The 15,379-nt window shown below is 51.2% G+C and carries 15 protein-coding genes; all 15 read left to right on the top strand.

The window, feature by feature from the left end:
• Positions 1 to 4 precede the first annotated feature (4 nt).
• The 15 genes from ACI0CA_RS00475 to ACI0CA_RS00545 all read left to right on the top strand — a co-directional run bounded on the left by ACI0CA_RS00475 (position 5) and on the right by ACI0CA_RS00545 (position 15,372).
• On the top strand, positions 5 to 928 hold the full coding sequence (locus ACI0CA_RS00475; protein WP_015535517.1) for a hypothetical protein: 924 nt from the start codon (positions 5 to 7) through the stop codon (positions 926 to 928).
• Between the two features lie 15 nt (positions 929 to 943).
• Positions 944 to 1,141 (top strand): hypothetical protein, encoded by a 198-nt coding sequence (locus ACI0CA_RS00480; protein WP_015535516.1) that lies wholly within the window; start codon positions 944 to 946, stop codon positions 1,139 to 1,141.
• Positions 1,128 to 2,951, top strand: a complete 1,824-nt coding sequence (locus tag ACI0CA_RS00485) for a VirD4-like conjugal transfer protein, CD1115 family (RefSeq protein WP_446806637.1) — start codon at positions 1,128 to 1,130, stop codon at positions 2,949 to 2,951. Before ACI0CA_RS00480 ends, ACI0CA_RS00485 begins: the two co-directional genes overlap by 14 nt.
• Positions 2,935 to 3,288, top strand: a complete 354-nt coding sequence (locus tag ACI0CA_RS00490; RefSeq protein ID WP_015535514.1) for a hypothetical protein — start codon at positions 2,935 to 2,937, stop codon at positions 3,286 to 3,288. Before ACI0CA_RS00485 ends, ACI0CA_RS00490 begins: the two co-directional genes overlap by 17 nt.
• Before the next feature lie 73 nt (positions 3,289 to 3,361).
• Positions 3,362 to 4,198, top strand: a complete 837-nt coding sequence (locus ACI0CA_RS00495) for a hypothetical protein (RefSeq protein WP_015535513.1) — start codon at positions 3,362 to 3,364, stop codon at positions 4,196 to 4,198.
• A 16-nt stretch (positions 4,199 to 4,214) separates the two neighbouring features.
• Positions 4,215 to 4,418: a hypothetical protein gene (locus ACI0CA_RS00500; RefSeq protein WP_055271107.1), complete on the top strand. Its 204-nt coding sequence runs from the start codon at positions 4,215 to 4,217 to the stop codon at positions 4,416 to 4,418.
• A gap of 15 nt (positions 4,419 to 4,433) precedes the next feature.
• Positions 4,434 to 4,847, top strand: a complete 414-nt coding sequence (locus tag ACI0CA_RS00505; RefSeq protein ID WP_055271109.1) for a PrgI family protein — start codon at positions 4,434 to 4,436, stop codon at positions 4,845 to 4,847.
• Positions 4,840 to 7,197, top strand: a complete 2,358-nt coding sequence (locus ACI0CA_RS00510; protein ID WP_081459203.1) for a VirB4-like conjugal transfer ATPase, CD1110 family — start codon at positions 4,840 to 4,842, stop codon at positions 7,195 to 7,197. Before ACI0CA_RS00505 ends, ACI0CA_RS00510 begins: the two co-directional genes overlap by 8 nt.
• The gene (locus ACI0CA_RS00515; protein ID WP_081459202.1) at positions 7,194 to 7,598 is read left to right on the top strand and encodes a DUF6075 family protein; all 405 of its coding nucleotides are present in this window, start codon (positions 7,194 to 7,196) and stop codon (positions 7,596 to 7,598) included. The genes ACI0CA_RS00510 and ACI0CA_RS00515 overlap by 4 nt, the downstream gene beginning before the upstream one ends.
• Positions 7,599 to 7,624: 26 nt before the next feature.
• Positions 7,625 to 8,377 (top strand): DUF6674 family protein, encoded by a 753-nt coding sequence (locus ACI0CA_RS00520; RefSeq protein WP_105205004.1) that lies wholly within the window; start codon positions 7,625 to 7,627, stop codon positions 8,375 to 8,377.
• A gap of 17 nt (positions 8,378 to 8,394) precedes the next feature.
• Complete coding sequence (srtB, locus tag ACI0CA_RS00525; RefSeq protein ID WP_015535510.1) at positions 8,395 to 9,183, top strand: class B sortase; 789 nt, start codon at positions 8,395 to 8,397, stop codon at positions 9,181 to 9,183.
• Between the two features lie 33 nt (positions 9,184 to 9,216).
• On the top strand, positions 9,217 to 11,028 hold the full coding sequence (locus ACI0CA_RS00530) for a CHAP domain-containing protein (RefSeq protein ID WP_205506669.1): 1,812 nt from the start codon (positions 9,217 to 9,219) through the stop codon (positions 11,026 to 11,028).
• A 202-nt stretch (positions 11,029 to 11,230) separates the two neighbouring features.
• The gene (locus ACI0CA_RS00535) at positions 11,231 to 11,821 is read left to right on the top strand and encodes a TetR/AcrR family transcriptional regulator (RefSeq protein ID WP_015535507.1); all 591 of its coding nucleotides are present in this window, start codon (positions 11,231 to 11,233) and stop codon (positions 11,819 to 11,821) included.
• A 67-nt stretch (positions 11,822 to 11,888) separates the two neighbouring features.
• Positions 11,889 to 13,646 (top strand): ABC transporter ATP-binding protein, encoded by a 1,758-nt coding sequence (locus ACI0CA_RS00540; RefSeq protein WP_015535506.1) that lies wholly within the window; start codon positions 11,889 to 11,891, stop codon positions 13,644 to 13,646.
• A gap of 1 nt (position 13,647) precedes the next feature.
• A complete protein-coding gene (locus ACI0CA_RS00545; protein ID WP_015535505.1) occupies positions 13,648 to 15,372 on the top strand; it encodes an ABC transporter ATP-binding protein in 1,725 nt (574 codons plus the stop codon).
• The last annotated feature ends 7 nt before the right edge of the window (positions 15,373 to 15,379 follow it).

The following is a 15,379-nucleotide window of genomic DNA, read 5'->3' on the forward strand; positions in this document are numbered from 1 at the left end:
TGTGATGAATAATTTTGACGATCTGTTTGAACAGCAGCCCCAGGCGGAGGCCGCGCCGCAAAAGCAGGAAAGCCAGAAAGAGCGCCCCAAGCGCCAGTGGTGGCAGATCCGGGAGGAAAAACAGCGAAAAGAAGCCTATGCCACCTTGGACCGGATTTTTGGAGAGTTCTCCGAGGGTACGGGCAGTATGGAGGCATATCTGGATGTGCAGAGCCGTTTTCCCTTCCACTCTGCTCGCAATGCACTTCTGATTGGGGATAAATGCCCCGACGCGGTGCGTGTAGGCGGCTACAAGGAGTGGCACGCCCAGGGGATCGAGATTTTGGAGGATGAGAAGCGTTTGCCCATCATCATTCTGGAGCCGGGCAAGGCATACCGGCGTGAGGATGGCAGCGTGGGCCAGAACTTTTACGCCAAGGAAGTCTATGATATTTCCCAGACTACGGCGCGGGATCAGGTTCAGCCCCAGGTGCGCTACGATGACCGTCTGCTCTTAAAGGGCCTGATTGCCAGTTCCCCGGTGCCCATCCGGGCCGTGGAGGAACTGCCACAGGGCCGTGGGGCCATGTTTTCTGCAGAGCAGAACGCCATCCTGGTGAAAAAGGGCATGGACGCGCCGGACATCTTCCGCTGTGTTTCTCTGGAGGTTGCCAACGTGCAGCTTGCCCAAAGCATGGACGGCTATTCCAGAGAGACAGATGGCTACAAAGCCTATGCTGTCAGCTATATGCTCTGCAAGCGGTATGGCGTGGACGCCAAAGAGTATGAGATTTCCAAACTGGACGGCGTGTTTCAGGGGCAGGTCCCCAGGGAGGATATTCCTGCTGCCCTCACCGATATGCGGGATACGTTCAAATCCCTCAATGGCCGTATGGCCAGGGCTATGGGCCTCACCCGCGACAGCAAGCAGAAGGAACAGGAACGGTAAAGGAGGAGTAGACCCATGGAAAAACAGGAAAAAGTCGTCCTCACCCTGGACAGCTATGAGCATGGGATCATGATTCGCGCCCTCAACGAACTGCGCAACGATATGCTGGAGGAACAGCGTGACCCCGGCCCGGTGGAGGACGTTCTGCTGAAAACCATTGACGCCCCAGCCCAAAAAGACAAGAAAGCGAAGCGCCGGGATGAAGCCAGATAATAAGGCGGGCGGCCCCTGGCTCTATGCCCTGGGGCTGGTCCCGGTGATCTGGTTCGCCCTGCTGATTGCGCCTGCCATTTCCGGGGGACTTTCGGAGATCGTCAGCGCCCTGCCTGCGGCAATGAACAATCCATTCAAAATCGTGTGGTGTGAGGACAGTGTAAAAACTGTCCTCATTTTTATTGCCGCCTATGGGCTGGGCATTGGCATTTATCTTTCTTCCCGGCGCAATTACAGACGAGGTGAAGAACACGGTTCCGCCAAATGGGGCGATCCGCGGGCCGTGAATAAGGAATACCGGGACAAGGATCCGTTCAAAAACCGCATTTTTACCCAGCACGTCCGCATGGGGCTGGATGGCCGGAAGCACCGCCGCAACCTCAACACTTTGGTGGTGGGCGGCAGTGGTGCGGGAAAAAGTCGGTTCTACGCCAAAGTGAACATCTGCCAATGCAATACGTCCCTTTTTATTTTGGACTGTAAGGGGGAACTGCTTCGTGACTGCGGCGGCCTGTTGGAACAGATGGGCTATGAGATCAAGGTGGTGGACCTTCTGAACATGGAGAAAAGCCATTGCTACAATCCCTTTGCCTATCTGAAATCCGACAACGATGTGCAGAAGATGGTGACGAACCTTTTCAAAGCCACCACTCCGAAAGGGAGCCAGTCCAACGACCCTTTCTGGGATACTGCGGCCAGTATGCTCCTCATGGCGCTGGTGTTTTATCTGTGGTACGAAGCGCCGGAGGATGAGAAGAATTTCCCCATGATTATGGAGATGCTCCGAGCCGGGGAGGTGCGGGAGGATGATGATTCCTACCAATCGCCGCTTGACGAACTGTTTGACCGGCTGGAAATGCGCTCCCCGGATCACATCGCTGTGAAGTATTACAAGGATTACCGTTCCGGCTCTGCCAAAACGCTGAAATCCATCCAAATCACCTTGGCGTCCCGCCTGGAAAAATTCAATCTTTCTTCGGTGGCGGCTCTTACCGCCACGGATGAACTGGACCTTTCCAGCCTGGGCGAGAAAAAAGTGGCACTCTTTGCCCTCATCCCGGACAACGACGCCAGCTTCAATTTCTTGGTAAGTTTGCTGTATGCCAGCACTTTCCAGGAACTTTTTTATTCTGCCGACCGGGTACACGGCGGTAGCCTGCCCGTACCGGTGCATTTTCTCATGGATGAGTTCGCCAACGTGAGCTTGCCGGATGATTTCGACAAGCTGCTGGCCACCATGCGCTCCCGGAATATCAGCGTTTCCATCATCATTCAGAACATTGCCCAGCTCAAGGCGCTGTTTGAAAAGCAATGGGAATCCATCATCGGCAACTGTGATGAATTTTTGTACCTGGGCGGCAATGAAACGTCCACTCACAAGCTGATCTCTGAGAACTACCTGGGGAAAAGCACCCTCTGGCTGGACACCTACGGCAAGAGCACCGGGCATTCCGGCAGCTACTCCACCAACAACCAGATCACGGGCCGGGAGCTGATGACGCCCGATGAGGTCCGTATGCTGGACAATAACCTGGCCCTGCTCTTTATCCGTGGCGAAGCGCCGCTGATGGATGAAAAGTATGACCTTTTGAAACATCCCAACATCAAGTACACCACCGATGGCGGCGCGCCTGTCTATTCCCACGGCGGCACTGAAAACGCCGTGGCGGATATGACCATTGGCCGCCTCACCCCCGGCGACCTTGCCAATATCCAGGAGCCGGAAACCCTTTACGAACTTCTGTCCGATGAGGACATGGAGAATATCTTTCAATTTAAGGAGGACACCAAAAATGAAACTGTTTCATAAGGAAAGCAAGCAGAAGAAAGAAACCCGCAGCCTGCCCATGGGAAAAAAGAGCCGGAGCGCCTTTGCTGTTTATGCAGCCCTGGTGCTCATGCTGTGCTGCTGCACCACTACGGCCTTTGCCGCCAGCGACCCGTTGACTGTTATCAACAACCTCAGTGATTTCATCTTCGGCCTGATCCGCGCCGTGGGTATGATCCTGCTGGGCTTCGGCGTCGTGCAGATCGGCCTTTCTCTGAAAAGCCATGACCCCAGCCAGAGGGCTAACGGCTTTCTCACCTTGGCCGGCGGTGTTGTGATTACGTTTGCGAAGGAGATTTTGACCCTGATTACCGGCTGATTCTAATAACGGCAGTGTGGGGGCAGGCCCATGGCGGCCTGCCCCTTACCGTTGCCGGAAAGGAGGTTGTTGAATGTCCGATAACTGGGTTGTTCAAAATTTGCAAAATGCCCTCGACACCTGGAACAAGTACCTGTCCGAGATCTGGCAGCTCATCACCCAAAGCCCGGAACAGTTTAAGGGTGGCTCCATCTGGGGCGTCATTGTCAACATCCACGACGCGGTGCGGGCCATTGGCCTTGCGCTTTTGGTGCTGTTCTTTGTAGTGGGCGTCATGCGTACCTGCGGCAGCTTTGCCGAGGTAAAGAAACCGGAGCACGCCTTAAAGCTGTTTATCCGGTTCGCCATTGCCAAAGGTGTCGTGACCTATGGGCTGGAGCTGATGATGGCCCTCTTTAATATCGTCCAGGGCCTCGTTTCAACAATAATGAACGCGGCGGGCTTTGGAACCGCGCAGCAGACGGTTCTCCCCCAGGAGATTGTCACGGCGGTGGAAAGCTGCGGCTTTTTCGAGAGTATCCCCCTCTGGGCGGTGACGCTCATTGGCGGGCTGTTTATCACGATATTGTCTTTCATTATGATAATGACCGTCTACGGGCGGTTTTTTAAGCTCTATTTATACACGGCCATCGCGCCGGTGCCCCTGTCCACCTTCGCCGGGGAACCGACCCAAAACGTGGGCAAGAGTTTTATCAAGAGCTATGCCGCCGTGTGTCTGGAAGGGGCCATCATTGTGCTGGCCTGTATCATCTTTTCCCTGTTCGCGGCGGCCCCGCCTGCTATTGACCCCAATGCGGCGGCAGTCACCCAGGTGTGGAGCTATATCGGGGAGCTGGTCTTTAATATGCTTGTCCTCGTGGGCGCGGTGAAAATGGCCGACCGCGTGGTGCGCGAGATGATGGGCCTGTAAAAAAGGAGGAAAATAAATGCGTTATCAAACCTATGTGCTGCACTTGATTGATGGAACCGCCATCCCAATGGTGGAGGATTACGACCTGCCCGCTGAAAAGGGAATTGTGGGCACTTCTCCAAAGCAGCCCCAGACGAGATTTTTACCGTGGGCGACCGGCTGCTGGGCTTTGCCTATATACCCAAGAGCAGCATTGTTTACCTGGAAACCGGCGATGTGATTGTGAGGTGATATTTTGGAAGTCAAGATCAACCGGGAAATCCGCAACTACACCGAATCCATGTTTTTCGGGCTGAGTATGCGGCAGTTCATCTTTTCTGTCCTCGCCTGCAGCGTGGCCGTGGGCCTTTACTTTATCCTGCGCCCCTACTTTGGGGTGGAAACCCTGTCCTGGATGTGCATTTTGGGGGCGGCCCCCTTTGCCATGCTGGGGTTCATCACCTATCACGGTATGACGGCGGAACAATTTATCTGGGCGTGGCTGCGCTCGGAAATGCTGGAGCCGAAGGAGTTTAAGTTCGAGGACAGCAACTACTACTATGCGGCCCTGAAAGATACCATCGAGGAGCTGCAAACCGGGCGGCCCGGCAAGAAGCGCCGGAAGGAGCCGAAACACTTTAGCAAACGGAAGGAGGCCAAGCATGATTAAGACCATCAAAACCATGTCCAAGCAGGAAAAGGAGCGTTACACCGTCCCCCGGAAGGTGCAGGATGTGATCCCCGTCCGCCGTATCTGGCCGGACGGCATCTTCCTTGTGGGGAACAAGTTCTCCAAAACCTATAAATTCAGCGACATCAACTATCTGGTGGCCAGCCGCGAGGACAAGGAATCCATGTTCCTCACCTATTCGGAGCTGCTCAATTCCCTGGATTCCGGTGCGGTGACGAAAATCACCATCAATAACCGCCGTATGAATCAGGCCAACTTTGAAACGTCCATCCTCATGCCCATGCAGGGGGATTTCCGGGATGAGTACCGGGGGGAATATAACCAAATGCTGCTGGATAAAGCCACCGGAGCCAACGGCATTATGCAGGAAAAGTATATCACCATCTCCGTGGTGAAGAAGGATATTGAGGAGGCCCGCGCCTATTTTTCTCGTGTGGGAGCCGACCTGATTTCCCACTTTGCGGCCCTTGGCTCCAAGTGCGTGGAGCTGGACGCCACCGAGCGCCTGCGTATCCTGCACGACTTCTACCGCCAAGGCGAGGAATCCGAGTTTGTTTTCAATGCCCGTGAGATGATGAAGCGGGGCCACAGCTTCAAGGACTATATCTGCCCGGACGGGATCGAAAAAAAGAGCGACTATCTGAAGCTGGGCGGCAAGTTCTGCCGGGTGCTGTTCCTCAAAGACTACGCCTCTTATATTAAGGATAACATGGTGACGGAGCTTACCGATTTCAACCGAAATCTGATGTTCTCCATCGACATTGTGCCGGTTCCCACGGATGAGGCCGTGCGGGAGGTGGAAAACCGCCTGCTGGGTGTGGAAACCAACATCACCAACTGGCAGCGCCGCCAGAACGCCAACAACAACTTCTCTGCTGTGGTCCCCTACGATATGGAATTGCAGCGCAAGGAAAGCAAGGAGTTTTTGGATGACCTCACCACCCGCGACCAGAGGATGATGTTCGCGGTGATGACCCTGGCCATCACCGCCGACACCAAGGAGCAGCTTGACAGCGATACCGAAGCGGTGCTTTCCGTGGCGCGAAAGCACATGTGCCAGCTTGCGGTGCTCAAGTTCCAGCAGCTTGATGGCCTGAACACCGCCCTGCCCATCGGGGTGCGGAAAATCAACGCCTTCCGTACCCTCACCACGGAATCCCTGGCCGTATTCATCCCCTTCAAGGTCCAGGAGATCCAGGATAAGGGCGGCATTTACTTTGGAGAGAACGCCATTTCCCACAACCTCATCATGTGCAACAAGGCGAACCTTTTGAACCAGTCGGCCTTCCTGCTGGGCGTCCCCGGCGCGGGCAAGTCCTTCAGCGCCAAGGAGCTGATCGCGTTTCTTATGCTCCACCCAGATTACGCAAATGACGACATCCTGATCTGTGACCCGGAGGGAGAATTTGGCGCACTCGTCAAAGCCCTGGGCCGGGAGAAAGCGACGGTGGCCCATCTGGTGGCAGGCGGCAAGGACCGCCTCAACGCCATGTATATGGTGGAGGGCTACGGTGAGCAAAACCCCATCGTGGAAAAGAGCCAGTTTGTCATGTCCCTCATCGAGCAGATCGACAAGCGCGGCGTGGGGCCGCAGCATAAATCCATCATCGACCGCTGCACCGCCCTGGTGTACCCGGAGGCGGAGAATGCCGGGAGGGTGGCTACCCTCTGCGACCTGCGTCAAAAACTGCTGGAGCAGCCGGAGGATAAGGCCAGGGAGATCGCCCTTTCCCTGGAGCTTTACACCACCGGTTCCCTGGACATCTTTGGCCGGGAAAGCACGGTGGATTTGAACAAGCCCTATGTGGTGTTCGACATCCACGGCCTGGGCGAGCAGCTAAAGCCTGCCGGTTCCCTGGTCATCACCGATACGATCCTCAACCGCGTCACCCTCAACTGGAAACGGGGCAAGCGCACCCATGTGTTCATCGACGAGTTCCATGTGATGTTTGAGAATGAGCAAAGCGGCATTTTCTTTAATTCCGCATGGAGGCAGTTTAGAAAGCGTGGGGCCTACCCGACTGCTATCACCCAGAACGTGGAGTACCTTTTGGATTCCGTCCAGGCCAGCACCATGCTCTCTAACTCGGAGTTTATCGTCATGCTGAACCAGGCGGCGTCCGACCGGGCAAAGCTGGCGAAGCTCCTCAATATCTCCAACGAGCAGATGAGCTATGTCACCAATGCGGACGCTGGCTGCGGCCTCATCCGGTATGGCAGCGCCCTGGTGCCGTTCATCAACCGATTCCCCCGTGACACCAAGCTCTATGCCCTGATGACGACCAAGCCCGGTGAAGGCGTATTCGGCGGCGAGGAGGTGCCGGTATGAGCAATCTTCGCTTTGCGTCCCCGGAACACCGGGATTTCTTTTTGGATATGATGAGCGAGGCTCGGAGGAACGACTGTTACCACCGGGCCTTTTTCTATGTGATGGGGATTGCCCCGGAAACGCGGTCAAACATCCGCCAGATGTTTGACTTCAAGCAGGACTGTATCGAGCCGGATGGTATGCACGGCGGCTGGCAGACCAGCGGCACCGTCCGGGTGTGCCGCCTTGCTTTTAATCTCTGGAACGGCTATACCGACCCGGAGCACAGCAACGCCTATTCCCCGGAGGATTTGTTCTGCTGCGAGTTCGCCCCCTACTTTATGGAAGGCGTGAAAATCCGTTACCCGAAATACTGCCGGGAGCTGCCCCCTGTAAGAAAGCAGGCGGAACCGGCGCGATGATACGTTTGAGAATGGAGGAATGAACAATGGCTGAACCGGCTCTTACGTTGCGGGACCACCCGCAGATCATAGACCTGATTTCCGTTCTGGAACAGAGCGGGCTTCAAAAGCAGAAGGAAGAAGTACAGGCCCTGGTGGGCTATATCGACGGTATGGAAGAAAAGCTGTCCCAGATGATGGACGAAATGAAGGAAATGCGCCTGGAGGTGGGCAAGCTCCACGACAAGGGAATCCGCGCACGGTGCTCCCAGCTTGCGGACACTGTGGAGGGTAAAGTCCGCCAGACCAAAGTGATGGTTTCCACGGCAAAGGAAAACCTCATTTCATCTGCAAAGCAGATGGTGCAGACCTTCCGGGAAAAAGGGCGCTCTGCCCTGTGCCATGCGGCCCAGGCCCTGCACATCCCCTCAGTTCTTTCCCGGATGGGACGGGGCTTTGCCCATTCGGAAAAAAGCATGGGGCAACTCGCTGTGAGACTGGACTCCATGCGGGAAGAATTGCACCAGGCGGGTGGCCACATCAAAAACGCCGGGCTTGCCCTTACGGGAAAGGAACCCCAGGAAAGCAAGGAATTATCTGCGGATAAGGGTGTGCTTGCCAAGCTGCGGAGCTTTGTGCTGTCTTGCGGCAAGGTGTTTTCGGAAATGGAACGCGACATGGCGCTCACGGTGGAGCGAATCAATGGCGGGCGCTCATCGGTGAAAACCGAACTGCAGGGGTTGAGATCGGCCCAGGCCGGGCAGCGCCGCCAAGCGGCCAGCAAGGAACAGGCACGATAAGTACAGGAGGGTGAAATATGAGTGACAAAGTGAAAAGCAGACTGATGATCGCTGGGGCGGCCTTTTGTGCCGCCCTGTTCCTTTTCTCCGGGGCTATGTTGGCCCGCGAATATCTGGACCAAAAGCAAAGCGCCGAAGCCTTTGACGAGGTGGCCGGGCTGGTCAAGGAAGATGTGGAGTTGCCCGCGCTGGAGCTGGCCGATGACCCGGCCCAGGAGCCGGAAGAACTCACGGCTTTTGAAAAGTATGCGGATGTGTACGCCAAGAACAGCGATTTGGTGGGCTGGATTTCTATTCCCGGCACCCGGATTGATTATCCCGTCATGCAGACCAAGGATAACCCCAACTTCTATCTGAAGCACGCTTTTGATAAGTCGTACAGCAGCTATGGGGTGCCCTATATGCAGGAAAACTGCGACGTCGGCATTTCCGACAATCTGATGCTGTACGGCCATCACATGAACAACGGCAGTATGTTCTCCGATCTGTGCAAGTACGAGAGTGAGGATTTCTACCAGGACCACAAGACCATTCATTTTGATACGCTGGACAGCTTTGGCGAGTATGAGGTAATCGCCGCATTTAAGACGGTGGCCTACTCAGAGCAAGGCTTCAAGTATTACCACTTCGTCCGGGCCGAACAGGAAGAAGATTTTGACGAGTTTATTGCCAAGTGCAAGGAACTGGCGCTCTATGACACGGGCGTGACTGCGGAATACGGCGACCAGCTCATTACCCTTTCCACCTGCGAGTATTCCCGAACCAACGGGCGGATGGTGGTTGTCGCCAAGCTGCTGGAGGAATAAGGGCGGCCCCGCCCGGGGAAGGAGGTGAAGCCCATGGGCAAGGGTATAAAAACAAGAGTTTCTGCGAAAAAAGGCATTAAAGCGATTGATAAAGCGGCGGTTGCTTCTGAACGGATGAAGGAGGCATATATCCGCACCAAGGATAAGGCCGACCACAGCCTGTATGCGGAGGAAAGCTCTCCTGGTGAATATGCGTCCGACCGCCTTTCCGCTGGGGTGGATAACGTCACCCATGAAGCGGTTCACCAGTTTGATAAACAGGGCCGCAGAGGGGTTCAGACGACTAAGGAGAATATCTCCCAGCTCAAGGAGAAAATCCAAAAGCGGAAAGCCGCAGCCGAACAGCTGAAAAAACAAGCGGAGAAACAGGCGGCTCAGCAGGCTGGGCAGCCCGCCACACGCTGGAGTGGCCGTCAGGCAGCCGATACGGTTTCCGAGCCGGCCAAGGCGGTCCGTCAGGAGCGCGGGGCCATCAAGACCCTGGACCGCGGCAAGAAAGGCATTAAGACAGTGGACAGGGGCCGAAAAAACATCAAGCAGGCTTCTTCCACGGCCAAGGGAACCATAAAAACCACCAGCAAATCCATTAAGACGGCGGAAAAGACTGCCAAGGCCAGTATCAAGACCAGCCAACAGGCGGCTAAAGCTGCCCAGCGGACTGCCCAGGCCACGGCGCGGGCGGCCAGGGCTGCAGCTCATGCCGCCCGCATAGCGGCTCGAACTGCGGTAGTTGCGGCAAAGGCAGCGGTCAAGGCTACGGTTGCGGCGGTGAAAGCCATCATTGCAGCCACCAAGGCGCTGATTGCCGCCATCGCTGCCGGGGGCTGGATCGCCGTGCTGGTAATTATTGTAATCTGCCTCATCGGTATGATTATCGGCTCCTGCTTTGGGATTTTCTTTTCCGGCGAGGATTCCGGCACCGGGCAGACCATGCAGACTGCTGTACAGGAGATCAATACAGATTACCAGGAGAACCTGGATGAGATCAAGACGTCCCACAGCTATGATGTGTTGGAGATGTCCGGTTCCCGCGCTGTGTGGAAAGAGGTATTGGCGGTTTACGCCGTCAAAACCACCACCGATTCGGACAACGCCCAGGAAGTGGCCACCATGGATGATGAGAAGCTAGAGCTGTTAAAGGACATCTTCTGGCAGATGAATGAGATCTCGTCCAGCACGTCCACCCAGACGGAAACAGTGATTGAAACATCCGATGACGGCAACGGCAATATCGTGGAAACGGAAACCACGGTCACGCAAACCTATCTGTATATCACTGTCAGCCACAAGACTGCGGAGGAAATGGCCAACCAGTTCGGCTTTAACGAGGACCAGCGGGAACAGATGGCGGAACTTTTAGCCGATGAGAACAATTCCCTTTGGTCCCAGGTGCTTTACGGCATTACCGGAGGGGATGGCGAAATCGTCACGGTGGCGCTCTCCCAGGTGGGCAATGTTGGCGGCGAACCGTACTGGAGCTGGTACGGCTTTGGCAGTCGTGTGGAATGGTGCGCCTGCTTTGTAAGCTGGTGCGCCAATGAGTGCGGTTATATCGAAGCCGGCGTGATCCCGAAGTTTGCGGCCTGCGCGTCCCAGGGTGTTCCCTGGTTCCAGGAGCGTGGGCTGTGGCAGGATAACAGCTATGAGCCGCGCCCCGGCGACATCATCTTTTTTGACTGGGATGATGGAGGCCAAGACGGTTCTTCCGACCATGTGGGGATTGTGGAGAAGGTGGAGAATGGCCGCGTCTACACCGTGGAGGGCAACTCTGGCGACTCCGTGCGACAGAACAGCTATCCCGTGGGATACTATGAGATTTACGGGTATGGCACACCTGCCTGTTAACAGCTCCAAAAAAGAAGAAGCCCAGCCGCACAGGCGGCTGGGTACATAATGATAATAACAAAAGCATCGTCCCCTTGACAGCAAGACAAAAATATGCTATTCTGATTTTGGTTTGATAATTAGATTATCTTAAATAAAGCGATTATCAGAGAAGGGAGAAAATATTTTGAGTTACTGTTCCGACTTGACAAGAGAGCGAATTATGGAATGTGCGAAAGTGGAATTCCTAAAAAAAGGCTTTCAGGCAACGCAGCTTAAAGATATTGTTACCGCTGCAAAGGTTACAACAGGTGCAATATATCGACATTTTAAGGATAAAGAAGCGTTGTTTTTTGCCTTAATCGAAGATGTTTACCATTATACATTAGATTTTCTGGATAATGCAGAACCTTACGATAAAGTTGGAATTAGAGAAGCTATTGAAAGGGATTCTGTTGAAGCGTCATATGTTCAGGCAATGACATATGTCAACTATATGTACGAGCATTTGGAGGAATTTCAACTCTTGCTGAAATGCAGCAAAGGTTCTCGCGTCGAAAACTTTATAGAAGAAATTACAATTCAATATACGAAACAGAATGCCCTATTTGTAAAGGCGGCATATGAAGCGGGATATGCGAAATGTCTGCCAAACGATATAGAAATACACATTTTGACGCATGGATATATTACTGCACTATGTGAGTGTGTTTTGCACGATGTTCCTTATAAAAAGGCGGAGGATTATGTAAAAAATATCATAAAATTCCAGCACTATGGCTGGTATGGTGTATTAGGGCTTCCACTAAAATAAGTGGCTTTTGCCATTTATTTTTTGCCAAATAATTAGTTTTCGCTAACCTATTTAAGGAGGATTTTTCATGAAGAAAAAAACGAAACCTGGAGCAATTCAGCAATTGTTGAGTTATGCAGGAAATAATAAAAAGCAACTATATCTTTCAACCTTTCTTGCAACGCTGGGCGAACTATTCGGGATGGCCCCCTTTATTACAGTGTCATTATTAGTCGCGGAACTATTTAACAAAACAGCTACTATTCAAAATGTATGTATCTTGTTTGCAGTCGCTTTGGGCGGGCAAATATTAAAACTGTGGCTTACATATCAATCCTCTTTTATGTCGCATAAGGCTACATATAAAATATTGAAAAATATCCGTAGCAAAATCGCAGATAAAATGCTTCGGGTTCCAATGGGCGTCATGTTGGATACGCCGACCGGAAATTTCAAAAATTTGATGGCAGATACAGTTTCAAAATTAGAGGATTCGATGGCTCATTTTATGCCTGAAATAACCTCTAATGTAGTGGCTCCCCTATGCTGTATACTACTGGTATTTATTCTTGACTGGCGCATGGGATTAGCTGCATTGATTACAATTCCCCTCGGACTTTTGGGTTACATTGGAATGATGAACGATTATGTGAATAAAAGTACCACTTATATGAAATCACAAAATGCGATGAACAGTACGCTGGTTGAGTATGTAAATGGTATAGAGGTTATTAAGGCATTTAATCAAGGAAGTGCTTCTTATAGTAAATTTACAGGTGCAATTAACTTCTTCCATGACAGTACTCTGGCATGGTGGAAGCAGAGTTGGCTTTGGTCAGCAGTCATTCAGGCTGTAATGCCGACAACATTGTTGGGAACGCTTCCGATTGGCGCATGGCTTTATATGACTGGAACATTACCATTATCAGATTTTATCACTTGCATTATCCTTCCTATTGGATTTATTGCCCCGCTTATGCGAGTAGGAAAATATTCTGAACAATTTAATATGGTGAAAGCCTGCCTCGATCAAATACGGGATTTTATTGAAAAACCGGAACTGAAACGTCCAGAAAAAAATGTTGCACTGGATGAAACAGCCTATCGCTTTGAAAATGTTTCTTTCGCTTATAACGAGACGGAAGTTCTGAAGAATGTATCCTTTGAAATCAAACCAGGTACTGTTTCAGCAATTGTCGGCCCTTCCGGTTCCGGAAAATCAACGATTGCAAAACTCATGGCTGGTTTTTGGGACGCCACAAAAGGAAAAGTTATTTTTGGCGGAAAGAATATTAAAGAGATTCCTTTCGCACAGTTGATGGGTGAAGTCAGTTATGTTGCACAGGACAATTTTCTGTTCGATGAAAGTATCCGTGAAAACATCCGGCTCGGAAAACCGGATGCGACAGACGATGAGGTGGTAGCTGCTGCAAAAGCTGCCTGCTGTCATGAGTTTATTGTAAAGTTGGAAAACGGATATGATACAAATGCCGGAGACGCAGGAGGAAAACTTTCTGGCGGAGAACGTCAGCGAATTACTATCGCAAGGGCAATTCTAAAAAATGCAAGAGTAATTATTCTTGATGAGGCCACGGCCTATGCTGATCCAGAAAATGAGTATCTCATTCAAAACGCTATCAGTAAACTTGTAAAAGGAAAAACCCTCATCGTAGTAGCTCATCGTCTTGCGACCATCCAGAAGGCTGATCAAATCCTTGTGGTGGAAAATGGAAAGATTGTTGGCTGCGGCAGGCAGGAAGAGCTTTTATCAGAATGCCCACTTTATCAAAGATTATGGAGTGATTATGTGAGTTCAGCTGATCAAGTGGAAGGAGGGACATTTTAATATGTTTTCAATTATAAAAAGGATTTTACGGTTATCTGGGAAATATCGTCCCCGTGTAATTGCCGGACTGATCTTCAATGCTCTGAAATCCTGCTGCGCCGCCTTTGTATTTTTTGCTGTGCTATTGGTAATGTTGAATATCGAACACTTAACAGAGACTGTCATTTTACAGGCATTTGGAATTGTTGCACTTAGTGTTTTGGGCCGCTTTTTGTTTCAGTACCTAAGCGATGTGCTAATGAGTGCGTCTGGATATGAGATTTTCCGGGAAAAGCGTCTTGAGATTGGAAATCAGCTCAAAAGGGCACCAATGGGCTATTTTACAGAAAATAATCTCGGCACCGTACAAACAGTATTGACAACAACAATTTCCGATCTGGAAGGGAATTGTATGCTTGCACTAACATTTTTGGTAGGAGGTTTTGTACAGGCGCTTGCCATGACGCTAATGTTGGGTATATTTTGCTGGCAGATTGGGTTTTTGGCTTTAACAGGAATTTTAGCGGGAATTCTTGTACTGGGCCAGATAAAAAAGCGGGCCGGCGCGCATACGGAAGATATGCAAAATGCTCAGGAATTGTTGGTGGGAAGTGCATTAGAATACATAAAAGGCATTTCTGTTCTGCGCATATTCGGAAAAGGCAAAGAAGGAAAAGGAAAAGTGGATCAAGCCTTTGAAAATAAGTGTCGCAGCGATATAGCGGTTACAATTTCTACTGCCGGAATTATGAAGCTGTATGAAGCCGTATTTAAGATTACAAGTTGCCTGTTATTTTTATTGTCAGCTTTGCTCTATTTGTGGGGAGTTATCACATTGCCCTATTGCCTTTTATTTATCATCTGTGCATTTTTAATGTTCATGGAATTGGAATTGATGAATGACGGGGCCTTTTTGAGTAAAATGCTCGCTACGCAGTTGGATCGGCTGGATTTCATCTCAGATATACCGGTTTTAGATGGAGACGGAAAGGATATTGTCCTGAAATCATATGAGATTGAACTGAAAGATGTTATTTTCGCTTATGACAGCCGTCCGGTTTTAGATGGAATCACCTTGAAAATCCCACAGAACTCTACTTGTGCTATCGTTGGGCCGTCAGGTTCAGGGAAAACAACTTTGTGTAATATGATTGCAAGATTTTGGGACGTAAATTCTGGAAGTGTTAAAATTGGAGGACACGATGTAAAAGAATTTACTTGTGATAGCCTTTTATCATATGTAAGTATGGTATTCCAAAAGGTGTATCTGTTTAATGATACGATTGAAAATAACATCAAATTCGGAAAACCTAACGCGACCCATGCGGAGGTGGTAGAGGCCGCTAAAAGGGCCCGCTGCCATGATTTTATAGAGGCGCTCCCACAAGGCTATGAAACAATGATAGGAGAAGCAGGTTCCACTTTGTCTGGGGGAGAAAAACAGAGAATTTCAATAGCAAGGGCGATATTGAAAGACGCGCCCATCGTTATTTTGGATGAAGCGACATCCAGCGTAGACCCGGAAAATGAAAAAGCTCTTTTGGACGCAATTTTTGAATTGACGAAAAATAAAACACTAATTTCTATCGCTCACAGGTTGTCTACTGTTCGGACGGCAGATCAAATTATTGTCATTGATCAAGGCCATATTGTTCAAAAGGGAACCCATAAGGAATTAGCAGAAAAAGAAGGGATTTATCGTACTTTTTTGAAGTGCAGGGAGAAATCCATCAGTTGGAAGCTATGAGGTGTGT

It is taken from the genome of Hominenteromicrobium mulieris (assembly GCF_046197855.1).
In the GTDB taxonomy this organism is placed as follows: Bacteria; Bacillota; Clostridia; order Oscillospirales; family Acutalibacteraceae; genus Hominenteromicrobium; species Hominenteromicrobium mulieris.

Bases quoted from the DNA above. Each gene is read 5' to 3' on its own strand.
- ACI0CA_RS00475 (WP_015535517.1), top strand. From the start codon at position 5: ATGAATAATTTTGACGATCTGTTTGAACAGCAGCCCCAGGCGGAGGCC.
- ACI0CA_RS00480 (WP_015535516.1), top strand. From the start codon at position 944: ATGGAAAAACAGGAAAAAGTCGTCCTCACCCTGGACAGCTATGAGCAT.
- ACI0CA_RS00485 (WP_446806637.1), top strand. From the start codon at position 1,128: ATGAAGCCAGATAATAAGGCGGGCGGCCCCTGGCTCTATGCCCTGGGG.
- ACI0CA_RS00490 (WP_015535514.1), top strand. From the start codon at position 2,935: ATGAAACTGTTTCATAAGGAAAGCAAGCAGAAGAAAGAAACCCGCAGC.
- ACI0CA_RS00495 (WP_015535513.1), top strand. From the start codon at position 3,362: ATGTCCGATAACTGGGTTGTTCAAAATTTGCAAAATGCCCTCGACACC.
- ACI0CA_RS00500 (WP_055271107.1), top strand. From the start codon at position 4,215: ATGCGTTATCAAACCTATGTGCTGCACTTGATTGATGGAACCGCCATC.
- ACI0CA_RS00510 (WP_081459203.1), top strand. From the start codon at position 4,840: ATGATTAAGACCATCAAAACCATGTCCAAGCAGGAAAAGGAGCGTTAC.
- ACI0CA_RS00515 (WP_081459202.1), top strand. From the start codon at position 7,194: ATGAGCAATCTTCGCTTTGCGTCCCCGGAACACCGGGATTTCTTTTTG.
- ACI0CA_RS00520 (WP_105205004.1), top strand. From the start codon at position 7,625: ATGGCTGAACCGGCTCTTACGTTGCGGGACCACCCGCAGATCATAGAC.
- srtB (WP_015535510.1), top strand. From the start codon at position 8,395: ATGAGTGACAAAGTGAAAAGCAGACTGATGATCGCTGGGGCGGCCTTT.
- ACI0CA_RS00530 (WP_205506669.1), top strand. From the start codon at position 9,217: ATGGGCAAGGGTATAAAAACAAGAGTTTCTGCGAAAAAAGGCATTAAA.
- ACI0CA_RS00535 (WP_015535507.1), top strand. From the start codon at position 11,231: ATGGAATGTGCGAAAGTGGAATTCCTAAAAAAAGGCTTTCAGGCAACG.
- ACI0CA_RS00540 (WP_015535506.1), top strand. From the start codon at position 11,889: ATGAAGAAAAAAACGAAACCTGGAGCAATTCAGCAATTGTTGAGTTAT.
- ACI0CA_RS00545 (WP_015535505.1), top strand. From the start codon at position 13,648: ATGTTTTCAATTATAAAAAGGATTTTACGGTTATCTGGGAAATATCGT.